Source organism: Variovorax sp. 10N420, assembly GCF_056394705.1.
In genome coordinates this window covers 393,971-416,801 of the sequence record NZ_JBFTIJ010000006.1, presented here as the reverse complement: position 1 = coordinate 416,801, position 22,831 = coordinate 393,971, and the positions used below count along the sequence as shown (strand labels likewise).

Annotated in this window: 25 protein-coding genes; 18 read left to right on the top strand and 7 right to left on the bottom strand. The window is 63.4% G+C overall.

Annotation, left to right across the window (positions count from 1 at the left end):
* Window positions 1–28: 28 nt before the first annotated feature.
* A complete protein-coding gene (locus AC1DEK_RS18340) occupies window positions 29–445 on the top strand; it encodes a hypothetical protein (RefSeq protein ID WP_478126695.1) in 417 nt (138 codons plus the stop codon).
* Between the two features lie 15 nt (window positions 446–460).
* Here the strand turns inward: AC1DEK_RS18340 and AC1DEK_RS18335 are convergent, their stop codons facing one another.
* Window positions 461–1,567, bottom strand: coding sequence for a M14 family metallopeptidase (locus tag AC1DEK_RS18335; protein WP_478126694.1), 1,107 nt, complete (start codon window positions 1,565–1,567; stop codon window positions 461–463).
* A 27-nt stretch (window positions 1,568–1,594) separates the two neighbouring features.
* A complete protein-coding gene (locus tag AC1DEK_RS18330; protein WP_478126693.1) occupies window positions 1,595–2,908 on the bottom strand; it encodes an MFS transporter in 1,314 nt (437 codons plus the stop codon).
* Between the two features lie 103 nt (window positions 2,909–3,011).
* Here AC1DEK_RS18330 and AC1DEK_RS18325 point away from each other — a divergent pair, with 103 nt between their 5' ends.
* The 5 genes from AC1DEK_RS18325 (at window position 3,012) to AC1DEK_RS18305 (ending at window position 7,827) form a co-directional block, all read left to right on the top strand.
* Complete coding sequence (locus tag AC1DEK_RS18325; protein WP_478126692.1) at window positions 3,012–3,911, top strand: LysR substrate-binding domain-containing protein; 900 nt, start codon at window positions 3,012–3,014, stop codon at window positions 3,909–3,911.
* A 45-nt stretch (window positions 3,912–3,956) separates the two neighbouring features.
* A complete protein-coding gene (locus AC1DEK_RS18320) occupies window positions 3,957–4,613 on the top strand; it encodes an alpha/beta hydrolase (protein WP_478126691.1) in 657 nt (218 codons plus the stop codon).
* 88 nt (window positions 4,614–4,701) lie between these two features.
* On the top strand, window positions 4,702–6,279 hold the full coding sequence (gshA, locus tag AC1DEK_RS18315; protein WP_478126690.1) for a glutamate--cysteine ligase: 1,578 nt from the start codon (window positions 4,702–4,704) through the stop codon (window positions 6,277–6,279).
* A 125-nt stretch (window positions 6,280–6,404) separates the two neighbouring features.
* A complete protein-coding gene (locus tag AC1DEK_RS18310; protein ID WP_478126689.1) occupies window positions 6,405–6,782 on the top strand; it encodes a response regulator in 378 nt (125 codons plus the stop codon).
* A gap of 127 nt (window positions 6,783–6,909) precedes the next feature.
* Window positions 6,910–7,827: an SDR family NAD(P)-dependent oxidoreductase gene (locus AC1DEK_RS18305; protein WP_478126688.1), complete on the top strand. Its 918-nt coding sequence runs from the start codon at window positions 6,910–6,912 to the stop codon at window positions 7,825–7,827.
* 13 nt (window positions 7,828–7,840) lie between these two features.
* Here AC1DEK_RS18305 and AC1DEK_RS18300 read toward each other — a convergent pair whose 3' ends face one another.
* The gene (locus tag AC1DEK_RS18300; RefSeq protein WP_478126687.1) at window positions 7,841–8,965 is read right to left on the bottom strand and encodes an adenylate/guanylate cyclase domain-containing protein; all 1,125 of its coding nucleotides are present in this window, start codon (window positions 8,963–8,965) and stop codon (window positions 7,841–7,843) included.
* Between the two features lie 117 nt (window positions 8,966–9,082).
* Here AC1DEK_RS18300 and AC1DEK_RS18295 point away from each other — a divergent pair, with 117 nt between their 5' ends.
* The 3 genes from AC1DEK_RS18295 to AC1DEK_RS18285 are packed head-to-tail and all read left to right on the top strand — an operon-like array spanning window position 9,083 to window position 11,503.
* Window positions 9,083–10,663: a sensor histidine kinase gene (locus AC1DEK_RS18295; RefSeq protein WP_478126686.1), complete on the top strand. Its 1,581-nt coding sequence runs from the start codon at window positions 9,083–9,085 to the stop codon at window positions 10,661–10,663.
* A complete protein-coding gene (locus tag AC1DEK_RS18290; RefSeq protein ID WP_478126685.1) occupies window positions 10,660–11,034 on the top strand; it encodes a response regulator in 375 nt (124 codons plus the stop codon). The genes AC1DEK_RS18295 and AC1DEK_RS18290 overlap by 4 nt, the downstream gene beginning before the upstream one ends.
* A 19-nt stretch (window positions 11,035–11,053) precedes the next feature.
* Window positions 11,054–11,503 (top strand): desulfoferrodoxin family protein, encoded by a 450-nt coding sequence (locus AC1DEK_RS18285; RefSeq protein ID WP_478126684.1) that lies wholly within the window; start codon window positions 11,054–11,056, stop codon window positions 11,501–11,503.
* A 24-nt stretch (window positions 11,504–11,527) separates the two neighbouring features.
* On the opposite strand, the gene AC1DEK_RS18280 is transcribed toward AC1DEK_RS18285, so the two are convergent.
* Window positions 11,528–12,166 carry a carboxypeptidase regulatory-like domain-containing protein gene (locus tag AC1DEK_RS18280; protein ID WP_478126683.1) on the bottom strand — a complete coding sequence of 213 codons (639 nt, stop codon included), beginning with the start codon at window positions 12,164–12,166 and terminating at the stop codon, window positions 11,528–11,530.
* A 50-nt stretch (window positions 12,167–12,216) separates the two neighbouring features.
* Window positions 12,217–12,597, bottom strand: a complete 381-nt coding sequence (locus tag AC1DEK_RS18275; RefSeq protein ID WP_478126682.1) for an HPF/RaiA family ribosome-associated protein — start codon at window positions 12,595–12,597, stop codon at window positions 12,217–12,219.
* A 111-nt stretch (window positions 12,598–12,708) separates the two neighbouring features.
* On the opposite strand from AC1DEK_RS18275, the gene AC1DEK_RS18270 reads away from it, so the two are divergent.
* Both AC1DEK_RS18270 and ylqF read left to right on the top strand, forming a co-directional pair.
* Window positions 12,709–13,644: an aminotransferase class IV gene (locus AC1DEK_RS18270; protein ID WP_478126681.1), complete on the top strand. Its 936-nt coding sequence runs from the start codon at window positions 12,709–12,711 to the stop codon at window positions 13,642–13,644.
* A 42-nt stretch (window positions 13,645–13,686) separates the two neighbouring features.
* Complete coding sequence (gene ylqF / locus AC1DEK_RS18265) at window positions 13,687–14,652, top strand: ribosome biogenesis GTPase YlqF (RefSeq protein ID WP_478126680.1); 966 nt, start codon at window positions 13,687–13,689, stop codon at window positions 14,650–14,652.
* Window positions 14,653–14,692: 40 nt separating this feature from the next.
* Here the strand turns inward: ylqF and AC1DEK_RS18260 are convergent, their stop codons facing one another.
* Together AC1DEK_RS18260 and AC1DEK_RS18255 are read right to left on the bottom strand one after the other, a co-directional pair.
* On the bottom strand, window positions 14,693–15,625 hold the full coding sequence (locus AC1DEK_RS18260; protein ID WP_478126679.1) for a sigma-70 family RNA polymerase sigma factor: 933 nt from the start codon (window positions 15,623–15,625) through the stop codon (window positions 14,693–14,695).
* The gene (locus AC1DEK_RS18255) at window positions 15,606–15,911 is read right to left on the bottom strand and encodes a hypothetical protein (protein ID WP_478126678.1); all 306 of its coding nucleotides are present in this window, start codon (window positions 15,909–15,911) and stop codon (window positions 15,606–15,608) included. The genes AC1DEK_RS18260 and AC1DEK_RS18255 overlap by 20 nt, the downstream gene beginning before the upstream one ends.
* 159 nt (window positions 15,912–16,070) lie before the next feature.
* On the opposite strand from AC1DEK_RS18255, the gene AC1DEK_RS18250 reads away from it, so the two are divergent.
* The 7 genes from AC1DEK_RS18250 (at window position 16,071) to AC1DEK_RS18220 (ending at window position 22,823) form a co-directional block, all read left to right on the top strand.
* Entirely contained in the window at window positions 16,071–17,114 is a 1,044-nt protein-coding gene (locus tag AC1DEK_RS18250; RefSeq protein ID WP_478126677.1) for an aldo/keto reductase, read from the top strand.
* 169 nt (window positions 17,115–17,283) lie between these two features.
* Window positions 17,284–18,513, top strand: coding sequence for an ABC transporter substrate-binding protein (locus AC1DEK_RS18245; RefSeq protein ID WP_478126676.1), 1,230 nt, complete (start codon window positions 17,284–17,286; stop codon window positions 18,511–18,513).
* An 80-nt stretch (window positions 18,514–18,593) separates the two neighbouring features.
* Complete coding sequence (locus tag AC1DEK_RS18240; protein WP_478126675.1) at window positions 18,594–19,469, top strand: branched-chain amino acid ABC transporter permease; 876 nt, start codon at window positions 18,594–18,596, stop codon at window positions 19,467–19,469.
* Window positions 19,470–19,493: 24 nt separating this feature from the next.
* Window positions 19,494–21,446, top strand: coding sequence for an ABC transporter permease subunit (locus AC1DEK_RS18235; protein WP_478126674.1), 1,953 nt, complete (start codon window positions 19,494–19,496; stop codon window positions 21,444–21,446).
* A gap of 10 nt (window positions 21,447–21,456) precedes the next feature.
* Window positions 21,457–22,179, top strand: a complete 723-nt coding sequence (locus tag AC1DEK_RS18230; protein ID WP_478126673.1) for an ABC transporter ATP-binding protein — start codon at window positions 21,457–21,459, stop codon at window positions 22,177–22,179.
* 48 nt (window positions 22,180–22,227) lie between these two features.
* Entirely contained in the window at window positions 22,228–22,491 is a 264-nt protein-coding gene (locus AC1DEK_RS18225; RefSeq protein ID WP_478126672.1) for a ribbon-helix-helix domain-containing protein, read from the top strand.
* The gene (locus AC1DEK_RS18220; RefSeq protein WP_478126671.1) at window positions 22,488–22,823 is read left to right on the top strand and encodes a type II toxin-antitoxin system RelE/ParE family toxin; all 336 of its coding nucleotides are present in this window, start codon (window positions 22,488–22,490) and stop codon (window positions 22,821–22,823) included. The genes AC1DEK_RS18225 and AC1DEK_RS18220 overlap by 4 nt, the downstream gene beginning before the upstream one ends.
* The last annotated feature ends 8 nt before the right edge of the window (window positions 22,824–22,831 follow it).

The window sequence follows — 22,831 nt, the reverse complement described above, 5'->3', positions numbered from 1 at the left end:
CTTTCAGCTTCTTGCCCCACCGAAAACCATGGAATCTTTTCGCCCCCGCACTCTCTTGTCTTCCGCGCGCCTCATGGCTCCGCTGTTGTGCCTGTTCACGGCGAATGCCGCGTTCTCGCAGCAAGACGCAAGCCAGTTCCCGAGCGCGGCGATGGGCTTCCTGGGCGAAGAGCTCCCCAAGATGGAAACGGCCATTGCCGAGCGCGACCGCGACTATTTCGAGAACGCCATGGGCCGAATGCTCAACTTCTCCGAGAGCTGGGGCTTCAAGACGCGGGACAACCCTGCGCTCGCACGCTATTCAATGTGTACCGAAGTGGTGTCGGACTTTCTGGCCGTGGGCATGTGCCGCATCATGACCACGGCGGACGCCTGCGAGCCCGGCCTGGCGCAGCGCTTCGATGCCAACCTGAAGAAGTGCCGCGACCTGGCGGCGCGGCACTGATGCGAGATTCGGACTCTAGGCCGCCGATGCCGCCTTGAGCCCTTGCACCGTCTGCAGGAGCACCACGCGGGACTGTCCGAGCACCATGCCCTTCCATTCTTCGTTGTCGCAATAGAAGGCGTCCCGCAGTTCCCGGCGAATGGTGCGCTGCTGTTCTTCCGGTGCTTCGGGATGGCGGCGCAGCCACGTGTCGGCGCGCAGGCGCGTCATGACTTCCTGGTCGGGGAGGGTGCCGAATTCGAGCCCCATCAATGCGGCGCTTGCCTGCGGGCATTCGTCATACACCGCCGACACCACCGGACCCGACACGTCGGCGGAGGCCGACTGCCCCTCGAAAGGCGCGAACACGTCGGCTCCCCACCAAGCGCGCGCCTGGGCGAGATCGGCCGCGGCGTTGCGGCCCGCGTAGATCTTCTCGCCGTGCCCATAGGGCCCGAGCCCCGTGTGCACGTCGATCCAGCCGATGTGCGTGGCCGCCGCTCCGTACTTGCGCAGGATGCCACGCATCGTGCGGTTGCTCCATGAGGGCGCGGTGCCTCCGTAGAACACACCCTGTGGCGAGGTGTACTGCCCTGCAGACATCGCCGTGCGCAACGCCCACATGCCGTGCTTCTCGATGTAGGCCGCCATCGCGACGTTGTCGGCGGGGCCGGGCGGCCACGTGGCGGGCAGCACGAACGGCTCGACGTCGGCATAGGCGGCATTCACCGGCAGCGGGGCACTGAAGTCGATGTGGTTGCGGTTCAGGTCGATGTTGTCTTCGTTCGTGCGGTGCAGGTGCGAGAAGCCGTGCGGATTCACTGCGTGCACCATCAGCAGGCCGACGCCTGCTTGCTCCATGCGCGAGAGCAGCTCGGCATCGCTGAGCGTGGCGACCTGGCAGCCGGAGCCGCAGAAGCCTTCCGGCCCGTGCGTGCCGGAGCTGACGATCAGCAGCTTGGTTGCGCCGGGCTTGCCCAGCCAGGCCACATCCGTGGCGAGCGTTTCACCGAGGGCGCCGCGATGTTGCGGATGCTCGAACGATTCGATGGCGGCGCCGCGCTGCGCCGCTGCATCGAGGAATTTGTGCCGCGCCTCGGCGTAGGTGCCCGAGAAGTAGCGGCTGGCTGCACTGTTGTACATGGTCGTGGTCCTTGAAGAGAGTGTCGATCAGGCGGGTTGGTACGCGTCCGCGGCATCGATGTCCTTGCCGGTGAAATCCTTCATCCACAGCAGTCCGATCAGCGACACCAGCGAGACCGCCAGCAAATACCACGCGGGCGCCAGCTTGTTGCCCGTGGCATTCAGCAGCCAGGCGCTGATGAAAGGCGAGAAGCCGCCGAAAAGCGCAACGCCCACGCTGTAGACGAGCGACATGCCGCTGGCGCGCACGTGTTTGGGAAAGAGCTCCGGCAGCATCGTGATGCCGGGCACGGTCTGGATCGCCAATGCCGCGCTGAGCACGCCCACCACAATGAACAGCACGGCGGGCGTCGGCGAAGCGTTGAGCCACAGAAAACCCGGGTAGATCAGCACCGCCACGGCAATGCGACTCCAGATGATCAGCGGCTTGCGCCCGACGCGATCGGACCAGCGGCCCACGAACGGTGCGAGCCCGAAAGACAGAAGCCCTGTCAGCGCGGCGCCGAAGAGCGCCACCGGCGGCGGCATCCCCAGTTCGCGAATGGCGTAGGTCGGCATATAAAAAGTAATCACATAAGCCGCCGCCGTGCCGCCGATGATGCTCAGGATCGCAGCGAGCACGGTCTTGCCGTGTTCGCCGCACACTTCCGAAAGGCTGCTGCGGCGCGGAGCGGCATGGGCCGGTTCGTCGGCCACGTCGAGCGACTCTTCGAGGTGGCGGCGGATGTACATGCCGACCGGAGCGATCAACATGCCCATCACGAACGGCACGCGCCAGCCCCAGCTTTCCATCGATTGGGGCGACAGCGTCGCGGACAGCACGCCGACCACCAGCGCGCCCAGCAGGATGCCGAGGCCCTGGCTCGCGAACTGCCAACTGGCCATGTAGCCGCGATTGGCCGGCGTGGCATGTTCCACCAGCAGCGTCGTCGATGCGCCCACCTCGCCGCCGGCCGAGAAGCCCTGAATCAGCCGCGCCAGCACGATCAGCAGCGGCGCCGCCACGCCGATCTGCACGTAAGTCGGTGCGAAGGCGATCATCGCGCAGCCCAGTGCCATCATGAAGATAGTGAGCGTCATGGCCTTCTTGCGGCCGGCCCGGTCGGCATAGGCGCCGATCACGATGCCGCCCAGCGGCCGCATGATGAATCCCACCCCGAAGCTGGCGACCGTCAGCAGCAACTGGCCATATGAGTTGAAGGTCGGAAAAAAGAGTTTGCCGATCACCAGGGCGAGAAAGCCATACACGGTGAAGTCGAAGAACTCCAGGGCGTTGCCGATGGTGGTGGCAACGATGGTCCGGCGTCGGCTCATTGGCGCCGGGCTTGAAGCGGTGGTCATGGGTTTTGATGTGTCATGTGGTTATCGCGCAGGGATGCTAGGGGAATAGCGCTGATCGTGAAAAGACAATAATTGAGCTTCAAAGATAACTTTTGGTTTTCACATGAAGCCGAACCAGCTCCTGGCCTTCGTCGCCGTGGCCGAGCAGATGAGCATTCGCGGCGCGGCGCGGCTTCTTGGGATATCGCAGCCTGCGGTGACCAAGATCGTGCGGGAACTCGAGCGTGCGGTGGGTGCGCCGCTGGTCGCCCGCAGCGTCAAGGGCGTGGAGCTCACCACCTATGGCGAAACCTTTGCGCCGCGGGCGCGTCTTCTGCTGGCGGACATGCGCCGGGCACGCGATGAAATCGCTCAGATCCGCGATGGCGCGACCGGCAAGATCTCGGTTGCCGTGAGCAATTCGGCCGCGATCACCGTGCTCCCTGCGGCGTTCAAGGAATTCCACACACGCCTGCCTGCCGTCGACGTGCATTTCAGTGAAGCGGTTCTCCCGTGGATGCTTTCGGGCATGCGAAACGGCAGCCTCGACTTCGCGATCGCGCACGTGATGCCCCACACGCTCGATCCTGAGTTCGAGAGCATCGAGCTGTTTCAGGTGCAACTTGCGGTCGGAATGCGCACCGGCCATCCGATGCGCCACTGCCGCTCGTTGCGTGATCTGCACGGGGAAGAATGGGTGCTGCCCGGCGAAAGCGAACTCGGCCGAGAGTCGGTGGTACCTCTGTTTTCGCCAATGGGGCTGACGCCGCCGGCCCGCGTCATCTTTGGCGAATCGGTCACGGTCGCGCTCGGGCTGGTGGGAGAAATGGACCTGGTGGGTCTCTTTGTCGAGCCCGTGGTCGACCTGTCGTTCGAGCGCTATGGCATCGAGCGCGTCGAAATGAAGGAGGACATTCCGGCTCTCGGCATGTGCGTGATCAAGCGCCGCGAACAGCGCCTGCCGCCGGCGGCGCAGCAGTTCGTCGAGTGCATCCAGCGCGCCGCCGCGCAGCGACGCGCATAGTCCTGCGGCGTGAGGACGAAGGCGTTCTGGGGTAACTTCGGGGCCATGTCACTTCCTCCCATCGAAATCGAAACCGGCCCGAATCCGACGGCCTCCATCCTCGTCATGCACGGCCTTGGCGCCGATGGCAACGACTTCGTGCCCATCGCCAATGAGATGGACCTCTCGGCCGTCGGCCCGGTGCGGTTCATGTTTCCCAATGCACCGGTCATGCCCGTGACCATCAACGGCGGCTATCGCATGCCCGCCTGGTACGACATTCTTGGCCCCGGACAGCCGGAGGACGAAGCTGGTTTGCGCAGCTCGCAAGTAGCGATCGAGTCGTTGATTGCAAACGAAAAGAAGCGCGGCATTCCGGCGCACCGGATCGTCGTCGCCGGATTCTCCCAAGGCTGCGCGATGACTTTCATGACCGCGCTGCGGCATTCCGAGCGGCTGGCCGGCATCGTCGGCCTCTCAGGCTATCTGCCCGTGGCCGGCACGGTGGCTGCCGAGCGCCATCCCGCCAACCAGAAAACGCCCATTTTCCAGGCGCATGGCCTGCGCGATGGCGTCATTCCGATTGCCCGCGCCGCCGACAGCCGCGATGCGCTCAAGGCGCTGGGCTACGAGGTGGAGTGGCACGAATACCCGATGGAGCACTCCGTCTGCATGGAGGAAATCGCCGACCTGAATCGCTTCTTGCTGCGCGTCCTGGCCTGAAGCCGAAAGGCCACATTTCAGGCTCCGTGCGCGCCTTTCTGGCTTCTGCTACCTTCCAGCCCCACGAAGAACGACGAGCCATATCCATATGAGCAATTTGAAGGAGCGCCTCGATGCGCTCTCGGCTGCACGGCTGAGGGGCGTGCGGCGGGGGATCGAGAAGGAAAGCCTGCGCGCGCAGCCCGACGGCAAGCTCGCGCTGACGCCGCATCCGGCCGCGTTGGGTTCCGCGCTGACGCATCCGCACATTACGACGGATTTCAGTGAATCTCAGCTCGAACTCATCACCGGCGCGCACAAGGATGTCGAAGCGGCGCTCCAAGAGTTGGTGCAGGTACACCAGTTCACCTATCACGTACTGAACGAAGCCGGCGACGAGCGCCTCTGGGTTTCCAGCATGCCCTGCGGCCTGCCGACGGACGAGACCATCCCGATCGGGCGCTATGGCTCCTCGAACATCGGCCGTGCGAAGAGCGTCTACCGGATGGGGCTGAGCCACCGCTATGGGCGGCGCATGCAGACCATTTCGGGCATTCACTACAACTGGTCGCTGCCTGATGTGTCGAGCGAACAGTATTTCGCGCTGATTCGCAACTTCCGCCGTCATGCGTTCTTGCTGCTGTATCTGTTCGGAGCCTCGCCGTCGCTGTGTTCGACCTTCGTCGACGGCCGGCCGCACGAGCTGCAGCCGCTGGGCGAGGGCAGCATGTACATGCCCTATGGCACTTCACTGCGAATGGGCCGTCTGGGCTACCAGAGCGAGGCGCAAGCGTCGCTGGCGGTGAGCTACAACAGCCTCGACGGCTACGGCGCGTCGCTGCAGGACGCGCTGACGCGACCCTGGCCTGCCTATGAGGCCATCGGCATTCGCAGCTTGGGCGGCGACTACAACCAGCTCGCGACGAGCCTGCTGCAGATCGAAAACGAGTTCTACGGCACTATCCGTCCCAAGCGCGTGATCTATCCGGGCGAACGTCCGCTGCATGCATTGCGCGAGCGCGGCGTGGAATACGTCGAAGTGCGGCTGATGGATCTCGATCCCTTCGAGCCGGTCGGCATCAATGCCCAAACCATGCGCTTTCTGGACGTGTTCCTGTTGCACTGTCTGCTGACGGACAGTCCGCCCGACACTGGCAAGGAAATTGCCGACTTGGCGCACAACCAGCATCTCACGGCGGCCCGTGGACGCGAGCCCGGCCTGCAACTGCGGCGCGGCGATACGCAGGTGACGCTGACCGAATGGGGCTCGGAACTGCTGCGCGAATTCGAGCCGATCGCGGCTGCGCTCGACGCCGCGCACGGCGGCTCAAAGCACGCCGAGGCCGTGCGCGCGGCCGGCGCTGCCTTGGACGACCCGTCCATCCTGCCTTCGGCGCGCGTGCTGGCAGAGATGAAGTCGCACGACGATTCGTTCGTGAGCTTCGTGCGCGCCCGGTCCGAGGCGACCCGCCAGGGTTTGCTGGATTTGCCGTTTTCGGCCGAGCAACGCGCCGCCTTCGAGCAGATGACGCAAACGTCCATCGATGCGCAGAAGCAGATCGAGGCCGCCGACACCATGCCCTTCGAGATCTACCGGGAGCAATACGTCTCGCCGGCTCGATTGGGCTTCAAGAACCACTGGGCGGAAGCGCCAGCAGGTCCCGTGAGCCAGCGCGCGGCCCTCTGAGGACGGGCAGGGTAGGTTGAAGCCTACCCGGATTGGCCTTCCGCGCTCACGAGGCCGTCAAGATTGTTGGCGAAGATGGGCGGCACGGCGCAAGCCTCCTCTCCAACCTGACTGCCGACTCTTCCATGACTTTCAAGACCTACCTGGTCGAAGACAACCCCGTCATACGCGACAACCTTGCCGGTTTTCTGGAAGACATCACGGACGCCGTCGTAGTGGCCCACGCCAGCGGCGAAGACGAAGCCGTGGCGTGGCTGCGAAGGCACGGTGATGATTGGGACGTCGCCATCGTCGACCTTTTTCTCGAGCAGGGCAACGGCTTCGGCGTCGTCGATGCGTGCCGCAAGCGCGCCGCGCACCAGAAGATCGTCGTGCTGAGCAACTACGCAACGCCGGACATGCGCGCACGCTCCAGGGCCATGGGCGCGGACGCCTTCTTCGACAAATCGGCCGAGATCGATTTGCTGCTGGATTACTGCGAGCGTCTGAGCGAGAAGACCTGAGCGGAGGAATCCGGCGAAACGGGCGCTGGGTAAACCGGACGCTCGACTTGGCACGCAGGAGACGTGCTCGCGGCTGCTTTTCGGGTAAAACGCACCGCGTCAACGACTCCTACGAAAGCATTCCGGCATGAGCAATCTCGACTTCAAGGGCCGCGTGGCCATCGTCACTGGCGCGGGCAACGGCCTGGGCCGCCAGCACGCACTGGCTCTTGCGGCGCGCGGCGCGAGGGTTCTGGTGAACGATTTGGGCGGTGCGCGCGACGGGTCTGGCGGATCGGTCAGTGCGGCACAGGCCGTGGTCGACGAGATCAAGGCCGCTGGCGGCGAGGCGATTGCCAATGGCGCTTCGGTGACCGACTTCGAAGCCGTGCAGGCCATGGTCCGGCAGGCTGTAGACGCCTGGGGTCGCGTCGACATCCTAGTGAACAACGCAGGCATCCTGCGCGACAAGAGCTTTGCGAAGATGGAACTGGCCGACTTTCGCCTGGTGGTAGATGTTCATCTGATGGGTGCGGTGCATTGCACCAAGGCCGTGTGGGCGATCATGAACGAGCAGAAATACGGCCGCATCGTGATGACCACGTCGTCTTCCGGCCTCTACGGCAACTTCGGCCAGAGCAACTACGGCGCTGCGAAGCTCGCGCTGGTCGGACTCATGCAGACCTTGAGCATCGAAGGCGCCAAGAACGACATCCGCGTGAACTGCCTCGCGCCCACGGCCGCCACGCGCATGACCGAGGACCTGATGCCCGAGGAAGTGCTGAATGCCCTCAAGCCCGAAGCCGTGGTGCCCGCGATGCTCGTGCTGGCGGCCCAGGACGCGCCGAACCGCACCATCCTTTGCGCCGGTGCCGGCGTGTTCGAGGCTGCGCACATCACCTTGACGCAAGGCACGTGGATCGGGCTCGACGCCGATGCGCCGGAACAGCTTGCTGCGCGTCTGGCCGAAGTGACCGATCGCCACGGCGAGATCGTGCCTCAGAGCGGCGCGGCGCAGGGCACGAACGAAGTGGGCAAGGCGATGGCGAACTCGCGTCGGCATTGAGGCAGTCGACGCCTCAGCTCGCCGGCGCCGCGATGCCCTGCACACTGAAGCAATCGACCGGCCGCTGAAACCCCTTCAGGCTGAGAGCCCGAGGCGGGTCCACCTCAAGCATCGACTCCAGCTGCGCAAACACCTTGCGCGAAATCAGGATCTCGTTGCTTTCCGCCTCGCCGCACAGCCTTGCGGCGAGATTGGTGACAGTGCCGATCGCGCCATAGTCCCAGCGGCCTTCGAACCCGATGGCGCCAATCGTGGCAAAGCCCTGGGCAATGCCGATGCCAAGCCCGAGCGAATAGCCGCGGCGCACCCAGGTCTTGGCGATCGAGCCCACGCATTCACGAATCGCCAGCGACATGCGCACCGCGCGTTCGGCCGCGTCCGGCACGGGCACCGGATCGTTGAAGAAGATCATCATGCCGTCGCCGGTGAAGCGCTCCAGTGTTCCTTCATGCGCGAGGATCAGTTCGCCGGTCGCCGCGTGATATTGGCGCAGCACGCCCATGACGTCCTCAGGCTCTGCGCTTTCGGCGAAGGCAGTGAAGCCGCGCAGATCGAGGAACACCACGGTGATCTCGCGACGATGGCTTTGCAGAGGGTCCTCGGCGTCGCCGCTGACGATGAGCTCCGCCAGTTGCGGCGAGAAGAATCGGCGTAGGCGGCCCACGCGTTCAAGTTCGGCGACCTGGGTGGCGACGCGGTGCTCGAGCGAAGCGTTCCAGTCCTTCACCTGTGCAACCAACGATTCGACCTGGTCGTGCAGCCGCTTGATCCGCAGCATCGAGCGCACGCGCGCGGCAAGGGCGGCGTGGTCCACAGGCTTGGTGAGGTATTCGTCGCCGCCCGCCTCCAGGCCCGCGATGACGTCCTTCAGGTCGGACATTGCCGTCACCATGATGATCGGCGTGAAGGGAAAGTCGGGGTCCGCCCGCAGGCGGCGGCAAACCTCCAGCCCATCCATCCTGGGCATCATCACATCGAGCAGGATCAGGTCGGGCGAGAGTTCGCGCGCCGCCTGCAGGCCTTCGAGGCCATCGGAGGCCGAGACCACTTCGTAGCCCTCGCTGCCAAGGCGGGCCTGCAGAATCTTGACGTTGGTCGCGTTGTCGTCGACGATGAGGATGCGTGGGGGGGTTCTCACCGTCTTTCTCCCGAGACGAAAAATGTAGCGGCTTCATGGTGGTTCCACAAGGCTGCGAGCTACCTTCGGTCCCTTGATGGAGTGGCCATCAAACTCGAACAGCTTGTAACGCGGGTGTTGAAACAGTCGCCTTTTGCCGGGCTGGTGCAAAGGGTCGCCGCTGTTCGCGCTTCGGTGCACACCAAGCTGCTCCTGGCATTCCTGATCATCACGCTCTTGTTCATCGCCATGGCGGTGGCCAGCCTGCTCATCATCGTCAACATCACCGAGCAGAGCCGCATGCTGGACCAAGCCCATGAGCGGGTCAGCTGGGCGCAGCAGAGCCAGCATGCGCTGGACCGGCAGATGCACTTCACTGCACTCGCACTGCTGTCGAAAGACGAGGCCGCTATTGAACGCATCCTCCGCGAGAACAACCGGTTCAACGAAACACTGGCCAAGCTGGACACCTCGGCGGCCGGCGGCCAGAAAGGGCTGATCGACCAGATCCGCGCTTCGCAGGACGATGCCATGGGCGTCGTGGCCGACATCGCCAATGCCATTCGCGACGGCAAGCTGGGGGACATCACGGCCGATTTGCTGCAGCGCGAGGAACTCCTCGACAACCGGATCGCGTCGCGTATGGGCCAACTCGTCGAGGTCGAGCAAAGCCGGATGGCTCGTCTGCGCGACAGCGTCGGCGCGGCCAACCGCCGATCGCTGATCCTCACGTCCGTCTTTGCAGTCAGCGCCGTCTTGCTGGCTTGGCTCTGCGGATTCGTGATCTCTTGGTCCTTCATCTTGCCGGTACGCGCGGCGGCCGTTTTCATGGACGATGTGGCGGCCGGAAACTTCGGGCGCAGAATCTCCGTGCCCAACCGTGACGAATTCGGAGTGCTCGCCGACCGGATGAACCACATGAGTCAGCAACTTCAGCGCTTGGACGAATCCCAGCGGCAGGCGGCCGCGAAGCTCGTGGACCTCAACGAGCAGCTTTCGCGCGCGAGCAAGGCAAAGTCCGAGTTCCTGGCCAACATGAGCCACGAATTGCGCACGCCAATGAATGCGATCCTCGGATTCAGCGAAATGATGATCGACGGGATCTACGGCGAGGTTCCGGCTGAACTGAAAGAGCCGCTGACGGACATACAGGTCAACGGCCGCAATCTGCTGCGTCTGATCAACGAAGTGCTCGATCTGTCGAAGATCGAGGCAGGGCGCATGGAACTCGCGCTCAGCGATTACGCGGTCAGTGACGTCGTGAACACAGTGCGAACATCGCTGCGCTCCATCGCTGCTGAAAAGGGGCTCGCATTCACCGCGCGCGTGCCGGAGGATTTGCCCGTAGCGTTCGGCGACAGCGGTCGGCTTGCACAGTGCCTGACCAACCTGGCCGGCAATGCACTGAAGTTCACGCGACAAGGCCGCGTGGAGATCGCAGTGGAATTGGTAGATGACGACCTGATCTACAGCGTCTCGGACACGGGCATCGGCATTGCTCAGTGCGATCTCGACAACATCTTCACGGAATTCCGCCAGGTGGATACGACCATCACGCGTGAATTCGGCGGCACGGGGCTCGGGCTCAGCATCTCGAAGAAGTTCGTTGAGAGGCTCGGCGGGCGCATCTGGGTCGAAAGCGAACTGGGGAAGGGCTCCACCTTTCTTTTCTCCGTGCCATTGCGCGCGGGCGGGCGCAGCAAGGAGGTTGATCCATGACCGAGCGCAAGATCCTCTATGTCGAGGATAACGAGTACAACCGCAAGATCGTCCGGCAGTTGCTCAAGCGTTCTGCCTGTCAACTGATCGAAGCGGGGGACGGCGAAGCCGGCGTGGCGCTCGCGCAGCAGGAGTTGCCCGATCTCATCCTCATGGACGTGCAGCTTCCCAAGATGTCCGGGCTCGACGCCGCGCGGCTCCTGACCACCGAGGCGGCTACACGGCATATCCCAATCATCGTCATCACCTCATATGCGCTGAGCGGCGACCGGGAAAAGGCGCTGCAGGCGGGCGCCGCCAGCTACTTGGCCAAGCCCTACAGCCCCAGCGAACTGCTGGGAATGATCAAGCAGTTTCTGCCGGACATCTGATCAGTCAGCGGAGGGTTTCATGACAACAGCGAACATTCCAGGCGCGCAGCGCGTCGTCATTGCCACGATTGCGATGGCAATGTGCTTTGCTGCTGCAGGCGTGCGTGCGGAAGAAGAGCAGGTCCAGCAGTTCACGCCGGAGTTTCGCGAAGTTCACAAAGGCTCCGACCCGAAACACTCGCCCAAGATCACAGCGCCGGACAGCGTGCGACGGGGCGCGTGGTTCAACGTCACGATCAGCGTCGGTGCCGATTCGCAGCACCCGTCTCTGTCAGAGCACTTCGTGCGCTACATCGCGCTCTACAAGGACTCGGTGGAGATCGCGCGCGCCTACCTGCACCCCGTGTATTCGTCGCCGACCGTGACTTTCACGATCGCGCTCGACGAGGGCGGATCGCTCCGGGCAGTCGAGGAGCCGACCCACTCTGCCGCGTGGGAAACGACGAAGAAGATCGCCGTTGTGCCTTGAGGGCGTCTGACTGTGCGTTCGGCTCTACCGTGGCTTCAGTTCCACCGAGAGTTGCGCGGGCTCCCGATCGCTCACGGTGACACTCGCCGGTGTCGTTCCCAGGCGTTCATGCCAGATCTGCAGCTTGTACTGGCCCGGCGGAAGGTCGTCGAATGCGAACGTTCCGTCGGCGCCGGTGACCGCATAGAAGCGGTGCGCCGCGACGACCACCCATGCGGTCATCCATGAATGCAAGTCACAGTTGATGCGGACGATTTCAGGCTGGGCAAAGGTGATTGGAATCGTCCGCCCCATGGGCTGCGTTCGATTGAAAGAAACGTTCGCCTTCGGCGTGGCGTGAATGTTGTGCAGCAGTCGATCGCTGTTGAGGAAATCGACTGTCCCGCCGGCTCGGACCACGACGACCCTGGGGATGAAGGCGCATCCCTTCTGGTCGACCTCGACCTTCTGATTCACGGACGGCGCAACGTCGGCGGGCGCGTTCTCGATCCAGACGACGGCATTTCGGACTTCGCGATTCGCCGACACCTGCAAGTCGTCGGCGGCCTTTTCGTTGCCGCACAGATACTGATCGATCGTGACGGGCACCTTGACCGGCGCCGGCGCAGGGCCGGCGAACACGATCTTGCCCTTCAGACTCCCCGCGAAGCCGTGATTCGACACGCCGCACGCCAGAAGCAGCGTCCCAAGGAGCCCGAGGGCCCGGACGCCCCTCAAGGCGCATCCCCCTCGGCGTCGATCGCATCGCCTTCGGCGCCATTGCGGATCGAATCGCGTTGGCGATGGTTGTAGAGCCGTCCGAGCACGCTCTCCAGCGAACGCTTCAGCTTTTCCGACGCTCCGCGAAACGCCTCGTCGATGTTGGATGCGTGGTGGGTGACGGCCAGTGGCTGGTGATGCGCCAGGCGCGCCTCCATGGCGCAGCGCTTGGCGCCGCCGCCGCTGGCGTCATGGTTTTCGTCACTGAGATGGACTTCGACGCGGGTGACGTCTTCGACGAAGCGGCTGAGGGTCTGGCGTATCTGGCCATCGGCCCAGCGTTCGAGCGCCTCCTTGTTCTCGATGCCGTTGCTCGTTCTCACTTGAATCTGCATGCTGCTACCTTTCGCGACTATTGGGCGAGAGGCTCTAGCATGCGGTCAGTTGGGCCTCGGGCTCCAATGTCCACAATGGCCGTGCACTCATTCGAAGGAACTTGCAGAACCATGAATTCTTCCGTCCAACCTGGGCTTGCGCCTGACTACTCGAACGGGGTTGCCTTCATTCGGGGCCAATACGTGCCCATTGCCGAGGCCGCGATTCCCATCACCGACTGGGGTTTCCTGCGTTCGGATGCGACCTATGACGTGGTCACCGTCTGGGATGGAGCGTTCTTCAGGCTGGACGTGCATCTCGAGCGCTTCATGCGAAGCTGCGAGCGTTTTCGCCTCGATCCTGGCCTCACGCCCGACCAGATCGTTGCGGTGCTGACCGAATGCGTGCGCAAGAGCGGCCTGCGAAGTTCGTATGTCGAAATGATCGTGACGCGCGGACAACCGCCGTGGGGTTCGCGCGATCCGCGGCAGGCGGTCAATCAGTTCTATGCCTTCGCGGTGCCTTTCGTGTGGATCGCCAATGAAGCGCAGCGGGAGCGCGGCCTGCACCTGCAGGTGAGCGATGTGCAGCGTATTCCGGCGCGTTCGGTCGACCCGAAAGCCAAGAACTATCACTGGAACGATCTCACCATGGGACTGTTGAGCGCGCTCGATGCGGGTGCCGATACCGTCGTTCTGACCGACGCCGCGGGCAATGTGGTCGAAGGGCCCGGCTTCAACATCTTCTGCGTGCGCAATGGCGTGGTCGTCACGCCGAAGGAGGGGGTGCTCGAAGGTGTATCGCGCCGTACCGTGATCGAGATCGCGCAGAAACTCGGCTTGCCTGTCGAACTGCGCGACTTGCCTGCGGGCGAACTGCGCGAGGCTGATGAAGTGTTCCTGAGCACTTCGGGCGGCGGCGTGCTGCCGGTGACGCGAGTCGATGACCAGATGATCGGCCAGGGCTCCCCGGGGCCGATCACGCAGCGGCTTCTCGAGACCTATTGGGACTGGCACCGCGAGCCAGCCTACAGCCTTCCGATCGACTATCGCGACGATCTGAATTGACGACAATCCCGGGTCGTTCACAGACAGAGAAAGACATTCGCGATGGCCATCCAGTGGTTCCCCGGTCACATGCACCTGACCAAGAAAGCCATCGCCGAGCGCATCAAGGACATCGACGTCGTCATCGAACTGCTCGATGCGCGCTTGCCCGGCTCCAGCGCCAATCCCATGCTGGCCGAACTCACCGGCCACAAACCGGGGCTCAAGGTGCTCAACAAGCAGGACCTGGCGGACCCGGGATGCACGGCGCGCTGGCTCGAACACTACAACGCCCAACCCGAGACGCGCGCCATCGGTCTCGATGCCGGCCAGGCCGCGCCCGCCCGGCAACTGATCGACGCCTGCCACGCGTTGGCCCCGCAACGTGGCGGCATGGCCAAGCCGATGAGGGTGCTGATTTGCGGCATCCCCAACGTGGGCAAGTCGACGTTGATCAACACGCTCACCGGCAGCCGCAAGGCCAAGACGGGCGACGAGGCCGGCATCACCAAGCTGGAGCAGCGCATCACGCTGGCCGACGACTTCTATCTGTGGGACACGCCGGGCATGCTGTGGCCGCGAATCATCGTTGCCAAGAGCGGCTACAACCTGGCTGCAAGCGGCGCCATCGGCCGCAATGCTTTCGATGACGAAGAGGTGGCGCTGGAACTGCTGTCGTACCTGAAGCAGCACTACGCAGGCCTTGTCGAAGCACGCTTCAAGCTGGAGCCGATTGCGGGCCTCCGCGACGAGGAGGTGCTCGAAGCCATCGGCCGCAAGCGCGGCGCACTGCTGGGCAAGGGCCGCGTGAATTTGCAGAAGGCCGCCGAGATCGTCATGCACGAGTTCCGCAGCGGCAATCTGGGGCGCATCACGCTCGAAACGCCGGAAGAATTCGCGCAATGGCTTGCGGCCGGGCAACTGCTGGATGCCGAGCGCAAGGCGAAGAAGGAAGCCAGGGCCAACAAGAAGGGCTCTGGGCGGCGCGAGACCGGAGACGATGCCGCCGGAGAAACGCCAACGGCCTGATGCAAGGCACAAGGGCGCTTTGGTCGCTTTGGTCTTGCGCTCAATCCGCCAGTTCGATCGGCGCTTCCAGTGTGATGTAGGGCACGTGCCGGAAGTCCCTTATGAAGCTGACGCGCCCCTCACGCCACTGCAGTTCCATGAAGTAGCCGGGCAGCGTCGCCCCGGGCGCGCGCATGACAGCCAGCACTTCGCGCCCGTCGAGCCACGCAGGCACCAGCCGCCAATCGTCCTGTCGGCTGTAGTTCGTGTAGTAGATCTCGACCTCGCGCCGGCCGGCTGCCTTGCGCCGTGAGACGAGGTCCAGGCGAACTTCGTCCGCCAGCATCGCCCGGACGCCGTCCCAATCGCGCGCGTTGAAGAGATCGGCATAACGGCGCAAGGCAGGGGAGATTGCAGTGGGCGGGCGCACCGAAGAAATATCGATCGTCGAAGCGGACAACTGGCGCAGCTGCGTTCGTCCCCGATGCAGCGCGGCCTTGACTGCTGGCACGCTCAGATCCAGTTCCCCGGCGATTTCCTCCAGTGAATGGTCCAGCACATCCTTGAGGATCACGCAGCCGCGTTGCGCCGGTGCGAGCTGCAGAAAGCACGAGAGCGCGGCGCGCACCGCCTGCTGGCGAGCAAGCGTCTGGTCCGGCTCGCGCGTTTCGTCGTCGGCAATGTCGAGCACCGATTCGATGGGCTCGGCCATGCGATGCGCATCGCGCCGCCAGTGGTCGATGGCCCTGTTGTGCGCAATCCGAAAGAGCCATGGCCGCAGCGGCGGCATTTCCTTCAGCTCGGGCAGTTGGTAGTAGGCCCGCGCGAGGGTGTCCTGCACGACGTCTTCGCCGTCGGCCACCGAGCCCGTCATGCGCGTGCAGTAGCGATGCAGGTCAGGCCTGATGCCATCGACCAGCGCCAGAAACTGGCGCCGGCCCTCCTCGAGCGTGGCGATGATGTCGTTGCCGGGCTCAGTCGCCGAAGAATCCATATGAGCCGATCTCCTTCAGTTCCGTCCTGACCGGCGGCTCCTCGCAACGCTCGCGAACGCCCGCGGTGAATTCCTTGAATGCCGGCATGTCGGTCAGCACGCTGGTGCCATCGGCTTGGTCATACGAGACGATGTGCACAAAGCTCACGCCATCGTCGAGCCGGAAAGTGGCATAGCGCAGGCCCTTCGGCTTGAGCTTATGGAGTTCCTCGTAAACCTTGGCCGAGGAACGCTCGTTTTCGGCGACGCGGTCGGCCTTGACCTTGTATCGAATCATGTGCTTCACGTGGGGATCCTTTCTCCGGCGGCGCCGGAACCATTCTGTGACAAAGACAAGACGTTCGGGCGCCCCAAAAGGATGCGGTAGCGGCGCCTGCAGGAATTTCGGAGGGCGCCTATGCTGCGAGTCCGATTTGTTTGTCTGCACAACAAGGAGTTGTCTTCCATGCGTCACCATCCTCTCGGCCGCACTGGCCTTTTCGTGTCGGAGCTGTGCCTCGGAACCATGACCTTCGGCGGCGGCGAAGGCATCTGGGCTCAAATTGGCGATCTGCAGCAGAGCGACGCCGAACGCCTGATCGGCTCGGCGCTCGATGCCGGCATCAATTTCATCGACACGGCCGATGTCTACTCGAACGGCGTCTCTGAGCAGATCACCGGGCAGGCGCTCAAGAACCTCAAGGTGCCGCGCGAGAACGTGATCGTCGCGACCAAGGTCTTCGGCGAAACAGGCCCCGGGCCGAATGCACGCGGCGCCTCGCGCAGCCACATCATGGATGGCGTCAAGGCGAGCCTGAAGCGGCTGCAACTCGATCACATCGACCTCTATCAGATCCATGGCTTCGATCCGGCGACGCCCATCGAAGAAACCGTGCGTGCGCTCGACCAGCTCGTGCGTCACGGGCATGTGCGCCATGTCGGCGTTTCGAACTGGGCCGCCTGGCAAATCGTGAAGGCGCTCGGCATCTCCGAGAGATGGGGGCTGTCACGATTCGAATCGCTGCAGGCCTACTACACCATCGCCGGACGCGATCTTGAACGCGAGCTGGTGCCGATGCTTCGCAGCGAAGGCGTGGGGCTGATGGTGTGGAGTCCGCTCGCGGGCGGCCTGCTCAGCGGCAAATACGGCCGCGAACAACAGGGCGAACAGGGCAGCCGCCGAACCAGCTTCGACTTTCCGCCCGTCAACAAGGACCGCGCGTACGACTGCGTCGATGCGATGCGTCCGATCGCCGAGGCGCACGGCGTGTCGGTCGCGCAGATCGCGCTGGCGTGGCTGCTGCATCAACCGCAGGTCACCAGCGTCATCATCGGCGCCAAGCGGCCGGATCAACTCGCCGACAACATGGCCGCCACCAAAGTGGAGCTGAGCGCGGCAGAGCTGGCGCAACTCGATGAAGTCAGCCGGTTGCCTGCGGAATACCCCGGATGGATGTTCGCCCGGCAAGGGGAAAACCGCCGGAAGCAACTTGCCGAATCGCAGCGTTGAAGCGGCGCAGCCATGAGAGCCGGATGGGTGCATCGAATGGGTGCATGTAATTGGTTTGCGCGGACGGCCCAATGCGTCCGATTTGCATCCATTTAGGGTTGTCACTCTCTTCGGTTTTCTCTCTCTCGCCTATGGTTCCGACACATTCAGACACTTGGAGATTTTCGACATGCCCTTGAGTTTCAAGCTTCTCGCCGTGGCAGGCGCTATCGCCTTTTCCGCGGGAGCATTCGCAGCCGATCCCATCAAGATCGGCGTGGACGGTCCGTTTACCGGCGGGTCGTCCTCGATGGGTGTGAGCATGCGCGACGGCGTGCGCCTGGCAACGGAAGAAATCAACAAGGCTGGCGGCGTATTGGGCCGGCCGATTCAGCTCGTCGAACGCGATGACGAAGCCAAGAATGAACGCGGCGTGCAGATCGCCCAGGAGTTCATCAACAAGGAGAAGGTCGTCGCGGTTGTCGGCTATATCAACACGGGCGTGGCGCTGGCCTCGCAACGCTTCTTCCAGGAAGCGAAGATCCCGGTGATGAACAACGTGGCGACCGGCTCGGTCATCACGCACCAGTTCGACAAGGATCCTGAGAACTACGTCTTCCGCAACTCGGCGCACGACAGCATCCAGGCTCCGATGATCGTCGAGGAAGCAGTCACGCGTCGCGGCTACAAGAAGGTCGCGATCCTGGCTGATTCGACCAACTATGGACAGCTCGGTCGCGAAGATCTGGAGAAGGCGCTCAAGGCCAAGGGCATCACGCCGGTCGCGGTCGAGAAGTTCAACATCAAGGACGTCGACATGACGGCCCAGTTGCTGAAGGCCAAGGAAGCCGGCGCCGAAGCAGTGCTGACCTACGGCATCGGCCCCGAGCTGGCGCAGATCGCCAACGGCATGACGAAGCTGGGCTGGAAAGTCCCGATGATCGGCAGCTGGACCTTGTCGATGGCCAACTTCATCGACAACGCCGGCCCCGGCGGCGACGGTGCGCGCATGCCGCAGACCTTTATCCAGGAGCCGACCACGCCCAAGCGCAAGAGCTTCATCACCAGCTACATCGCGACCTTCAAGCCGAAGAACAACCGCATCGATTCGCCGGTGTCGGCTGCGCAGGGCTACGACTCCATCTACCTGCTGGCCGCCGCGATGAAGCAGGCCAACAGCACCGAAGGCCCGAAGATCATGGCCGCTCTCGAAGACCTGAAGACGCCGGTCGAAGGTGTGGTGACGACCTACAACAAGCCTTTTTCCAAGGGTGACCATGACGCGATCACCGCGAACATCCCGGTGTTCGGTGAAGTCAAGGGCGGCCGCGTGAGCTATGCCAACGCCGACGACATGAAGAATGCGTCGAAGGTGCAGATCAAGAACAACGCTGCCAACGACGCACTGCTGAAGAACTAAGCTGCGCCTCCCACAGGCGCCGCCCCGGGGATTTCCCTGGGGCGGCGCCTTTTCATGTTCAACGCATCGCAAGAGCCGCCATGCAAATCCTCACTCAACTCATCTTCAGCGGTATCGCGCTGGGCATGATCTATGCCGTGATCGCGTTCGGCTATCAGCTGACTTTCGCGACTTCGGACACTCTCAATTTCGGGCAGGGCGATGCGCTGATGCTCGGCGCGCTCGTTGGCTTGACGCTGGTCACGCTGGGCGTGAACTACTGGCTGATGATCCCGATCGTGTGCCTGTTCGGCGCAGTGCAGGGCGCGGTGGTGGAGCGCATTGGCGTGCGGCCCGCGATCAAGATCAAGTCGGAGTTTGGCTGGATCATGTCGACCATTGCGCTGGGCATCATCTTCAAGAACGTCGCGGAAAACGTCTGGGGCCGCGACGACCTGAGATTTCCTTCGCCGCTGCCGGAAGCACCCATCAAGTTCCTCAACGCAAATGTGCTGCCGATGGAAATCCTGGTGGTGGTCGGCGCCATCCTGATGATGCTGGCGGTGGAAGTCTTCAATCGCCGCTCGATCTACGGCAAGGCGGTGGTCGCGACTTTCAACGATCGTGATGCGGCCAAGCTGATGGGCATCAATACCGGACTGGTGATCACCTTTTCATATGCGCTGTCGTCGCTCACGGCCGCATTTGCCGGCGTGCTGATTGCGCCGCTGACGCTGACGGGTGCCACGATGGGCGCGGTGCTGGGGCTCAAGGCCTTTGCCGTGGCGATCATCGGCGGGCTGACCAGCGGCATGGGCATCGTGGTGGGCGGGATCATCCTCGGCATTGCCGAGACCACCACCGGTTTCTATCTGAGCACCGGCTACAAGGACGTACCGGGCCTGGTGCTGCTGCTGATCGTACTGGCCGTTCGGCCCGCGGGTCTGTTCGGCAAGACGGCCATCAAGAAGGTCTGAGCGCGAGGCATCGAAGTCAACACAATGAAAACTGGTCGCTTTCTTCTTGCCATCGCGGGGTTTGCAGCGCTGATGCTGTTCCCGATCGGCATCGACAACCCCTACTACATCCACCTGCTCGAAACGATCATGATCTACGCGATCCTGCTGTTCGGGCTGGACATCGTGGTGGGCTATACGGGACAGGTATCGCTCGGGCATGCGGGGTTGTTCGGTCTCGGCGCCTACACCGCCGGTGTGCTGGTGTACAAGACGGGCGCGCTTCTGCTGGTTTCGCTGGTCGCCGCAATCGGTGTCACGGCGGTCTTCGGCGCCATCCTCGCGCTGCCTGCGCTGCGGGTGACGGGGCCTTACCTCGCCATGGTGACGCTGGCCTTCGGGACCATCATCCAGATTCTCATCAACGAGATGAGCTTCATCACCGAAGGGCCGATGGGCATCAAGCTCAGCAAGCCGCCGCTCTTCGGCCACAAGCTCGATGAACGCGAGTTCTTCTGGCTGGTGGCGGTGATGCTGGTGCTGTCGTTGATCGTGGTGCACCGCATCCTGCGCTCGCATCTCGGGCGCGCTTTCGAGGCGCTGCGCGGCAGCCCCGTCGCATCGGACTGCATGGGTGTTTCGGTGTATCGCTACAAGGTTTACGCCTTCGTGATCAGCGCCGGATTCGCCGGGCTGGCCGGCAGCCTGTATGCGTACTCGGAGCAATACATCTCGCCGAACACCTACAACTTCGAACTGACGGTGCTCTTCCTGCTGGCGGTGATCATGGGCGGGCGCAAGAGCCGCATCGGGTCGATGCTCGGCGCGGCCATCATCGTGCTGCTGCCCAAGCTGCTGGACGACGTGGTGCTGTTCCGCTATGTGTCGGTCGGCCTGGCCGTGCTGGTGATGATCACGGCCGTGATCGGCATCCAGCGCCAGCGCGTGACGCCCAAGCAGATGGCGATCCCGGTGGTCGGCAGCATCGCACTCGCGGGGCTCTCGTTCTGGCTCGAAACGATGACTGACTGGCGGCTGTCGATCTTCGGCGTGATCATGCTTTTCGTCGTCTATTACCTGCAGGACGGCATCGTCGGTTTCGTGCGCAACGCGCTCAATCTGCGCCGGCCCAAGGCACAGGCCGATGTGGTCGGCCAGGTCGCGGGGCCGTCGGACGCGGTGAGCGTCGCCGCATCGGGCAGCGGCGGTGCGGAGTTGCTGCAGGCTTCGGGCGTGCTCATGCAGTTCGGCGGCCTCAAGGCACTGAACAACGTCGACCTGAAGGTGAAGCGCGGCGCGATCCATGGGCTGATCGGTCCGAACGGCTCGGGCAAGAGCACGATGATGAACGTGCTGACCGGCATCTACGTGCCCACCGCCGGCAACATCGAATTCGGCGGACGCTCGCTCGTGGGCCGCACGTCGGCGGACATCGCTTTGTCGGGCATCGCGCGCACCTTCCAGAACGTGCAGCTCTTCGGCGAAATGACCGCGCAGCAGAACGTGCAGGTCGGCCTGCACCATACGTTCAGGAGCAATCTTTTCGACGTGGCGGTGCACACGCCGCGCTATCGCCGCGAAAGTCTTGCCGCGGCCAACCGCGCACTCGGGTTGCTGAAGTTCGTCGGCCTGGAGCAGTTCGCCGCGGAAGAGGCTCGCAACCTGCCTTACGGCAAGCAACGCCTGCTGGAGATCGCCCGCGCACTGGCGCTCGACCCGCAACTGCTGCTGCTCGACGAGCCCGCAGCCGGACTCACGGCGCCCGACATCAAGGAGCTGATCGCGATCATCCGCAAGATCCGCGAGCACGGCGTGACCGTCATCCTGATCGAACACCACATGGACGTCGTGATGAGCATGTGCGATACGGTTTCGGTGCTCGACTTCGGCCAGAAGATTGCCGAGGGCGAGCCTGCGCAGGTGCAGTCGGACGAGAAGGTCATCGAGGCCTATCTCGGCGGACAGGAAACGGCGGCACCGGCCGCGCAGGCGGCGTGAGGATCAACAGATGCTGACCATCCAGAATCTTTCCGCCGGCTACGGCAAGGTGCAAGTGCTGCACGGTATTTCGATCGAAGTGCCCAAGGGCAAGGTCGTGACCCTCATCGGCTCCAACGGCGCCGGCAAGACCACGACCATGCGCGCGGTGTCGGGCATGATCCGCGCGACCGCCGGTGAAATCGCGCTCAACGGCAAGCGCATCGAGGGCTTGGAGTCCTACCACATCGCCAAGCTCGGGCTCGCGCATTCGCCCGAAGGCCGTCGCGTGTTCGCGACCATGAGCGTCACGGACAACCTCACGCTGGGTGCATTCCCGAGGCTGACCGGCAGCCGCCCGCGCGGCGACGTGGCAGCCGATCTCGAGCGGGCGATGGAGCTCTTTCCGCGTTTGAAAGAGCGCCGTACGCAACTGGCAGGAACCTTGTCGGGCGGTGAACAGCAGATGCTCGCCATGGCGCGCGCGGTGATGTTGAACCCTGAGGTTGTGCTGCTCGACGAGCCGTCGATGGGGCTCGCACCCATCCTGGTGGCCGAAGTGTTCCGAATCATCGAGCGGCTCAAGCAAGAGGGCGTGACGATGCTGCTGGTCGAACAGTTCGCGGCTGCCGCGCTTGGCGTGGCCGACTATGGCTACGTGCTGGAGAACGGCCGGATTTCGCTGCACGGGCCGGCCGAGAAGCTGAGGAATGATCCCGGAGTGAAGGCAGCGTATCTTGGAGGCGGGCACTGAGGATCCGGCGGTCTTGCCAATTTTTGCCAAAACTCGTAGGCTCTTCTGATGAGCACTATGAACGTATCGCTCCCGGACGCCATGAAGTCGTTCGTCGATGAGCAAGTGGTGGAGCGCGGCTATGGCACGAGCAGTGAATATGTTCGCGAGCTCATCCGCAAGGATCAACAAAAGCTTCAGTTGCGGACTCTTCTTCTCCAGGGAGGGCTCTCCGCGCCCGCCGCCACTGCGGACAAGGCCTACTTCGACGGTTTGCGCGAGAGAGTGCGCAGCGCCGGAAAAAAGGCGTCCCGGGCCGGCGGTAAGAGGTGAGGGCGAAAGCGGTCGTCCCCCGAGAACAGGCAAACCGCGACATTGACGACGTCATCGCGTACTACATGAAAGAGGGCGCGGAAAGCGCCGCCTTCGGCTTCATCGACGAGCTCGAGAGTGCCTACATCCACATCAGCCGAAACCCCGGAACGGGCTCTACACGCTACGCCATTGAGCTCGACTTGCCCGGCCTGCGTTTCTGGTCTTTGACCCGCTTTTCGTACCTTGTTCTTTACTTTGAGCAGACAGACTGCATCGACGTCTGGCGGGTCCTGCACGGCCACAGGCATATACCTGCGTGGATGCAGGAGCCGGCTTCCGGCGGACCATGAGCCGCTTT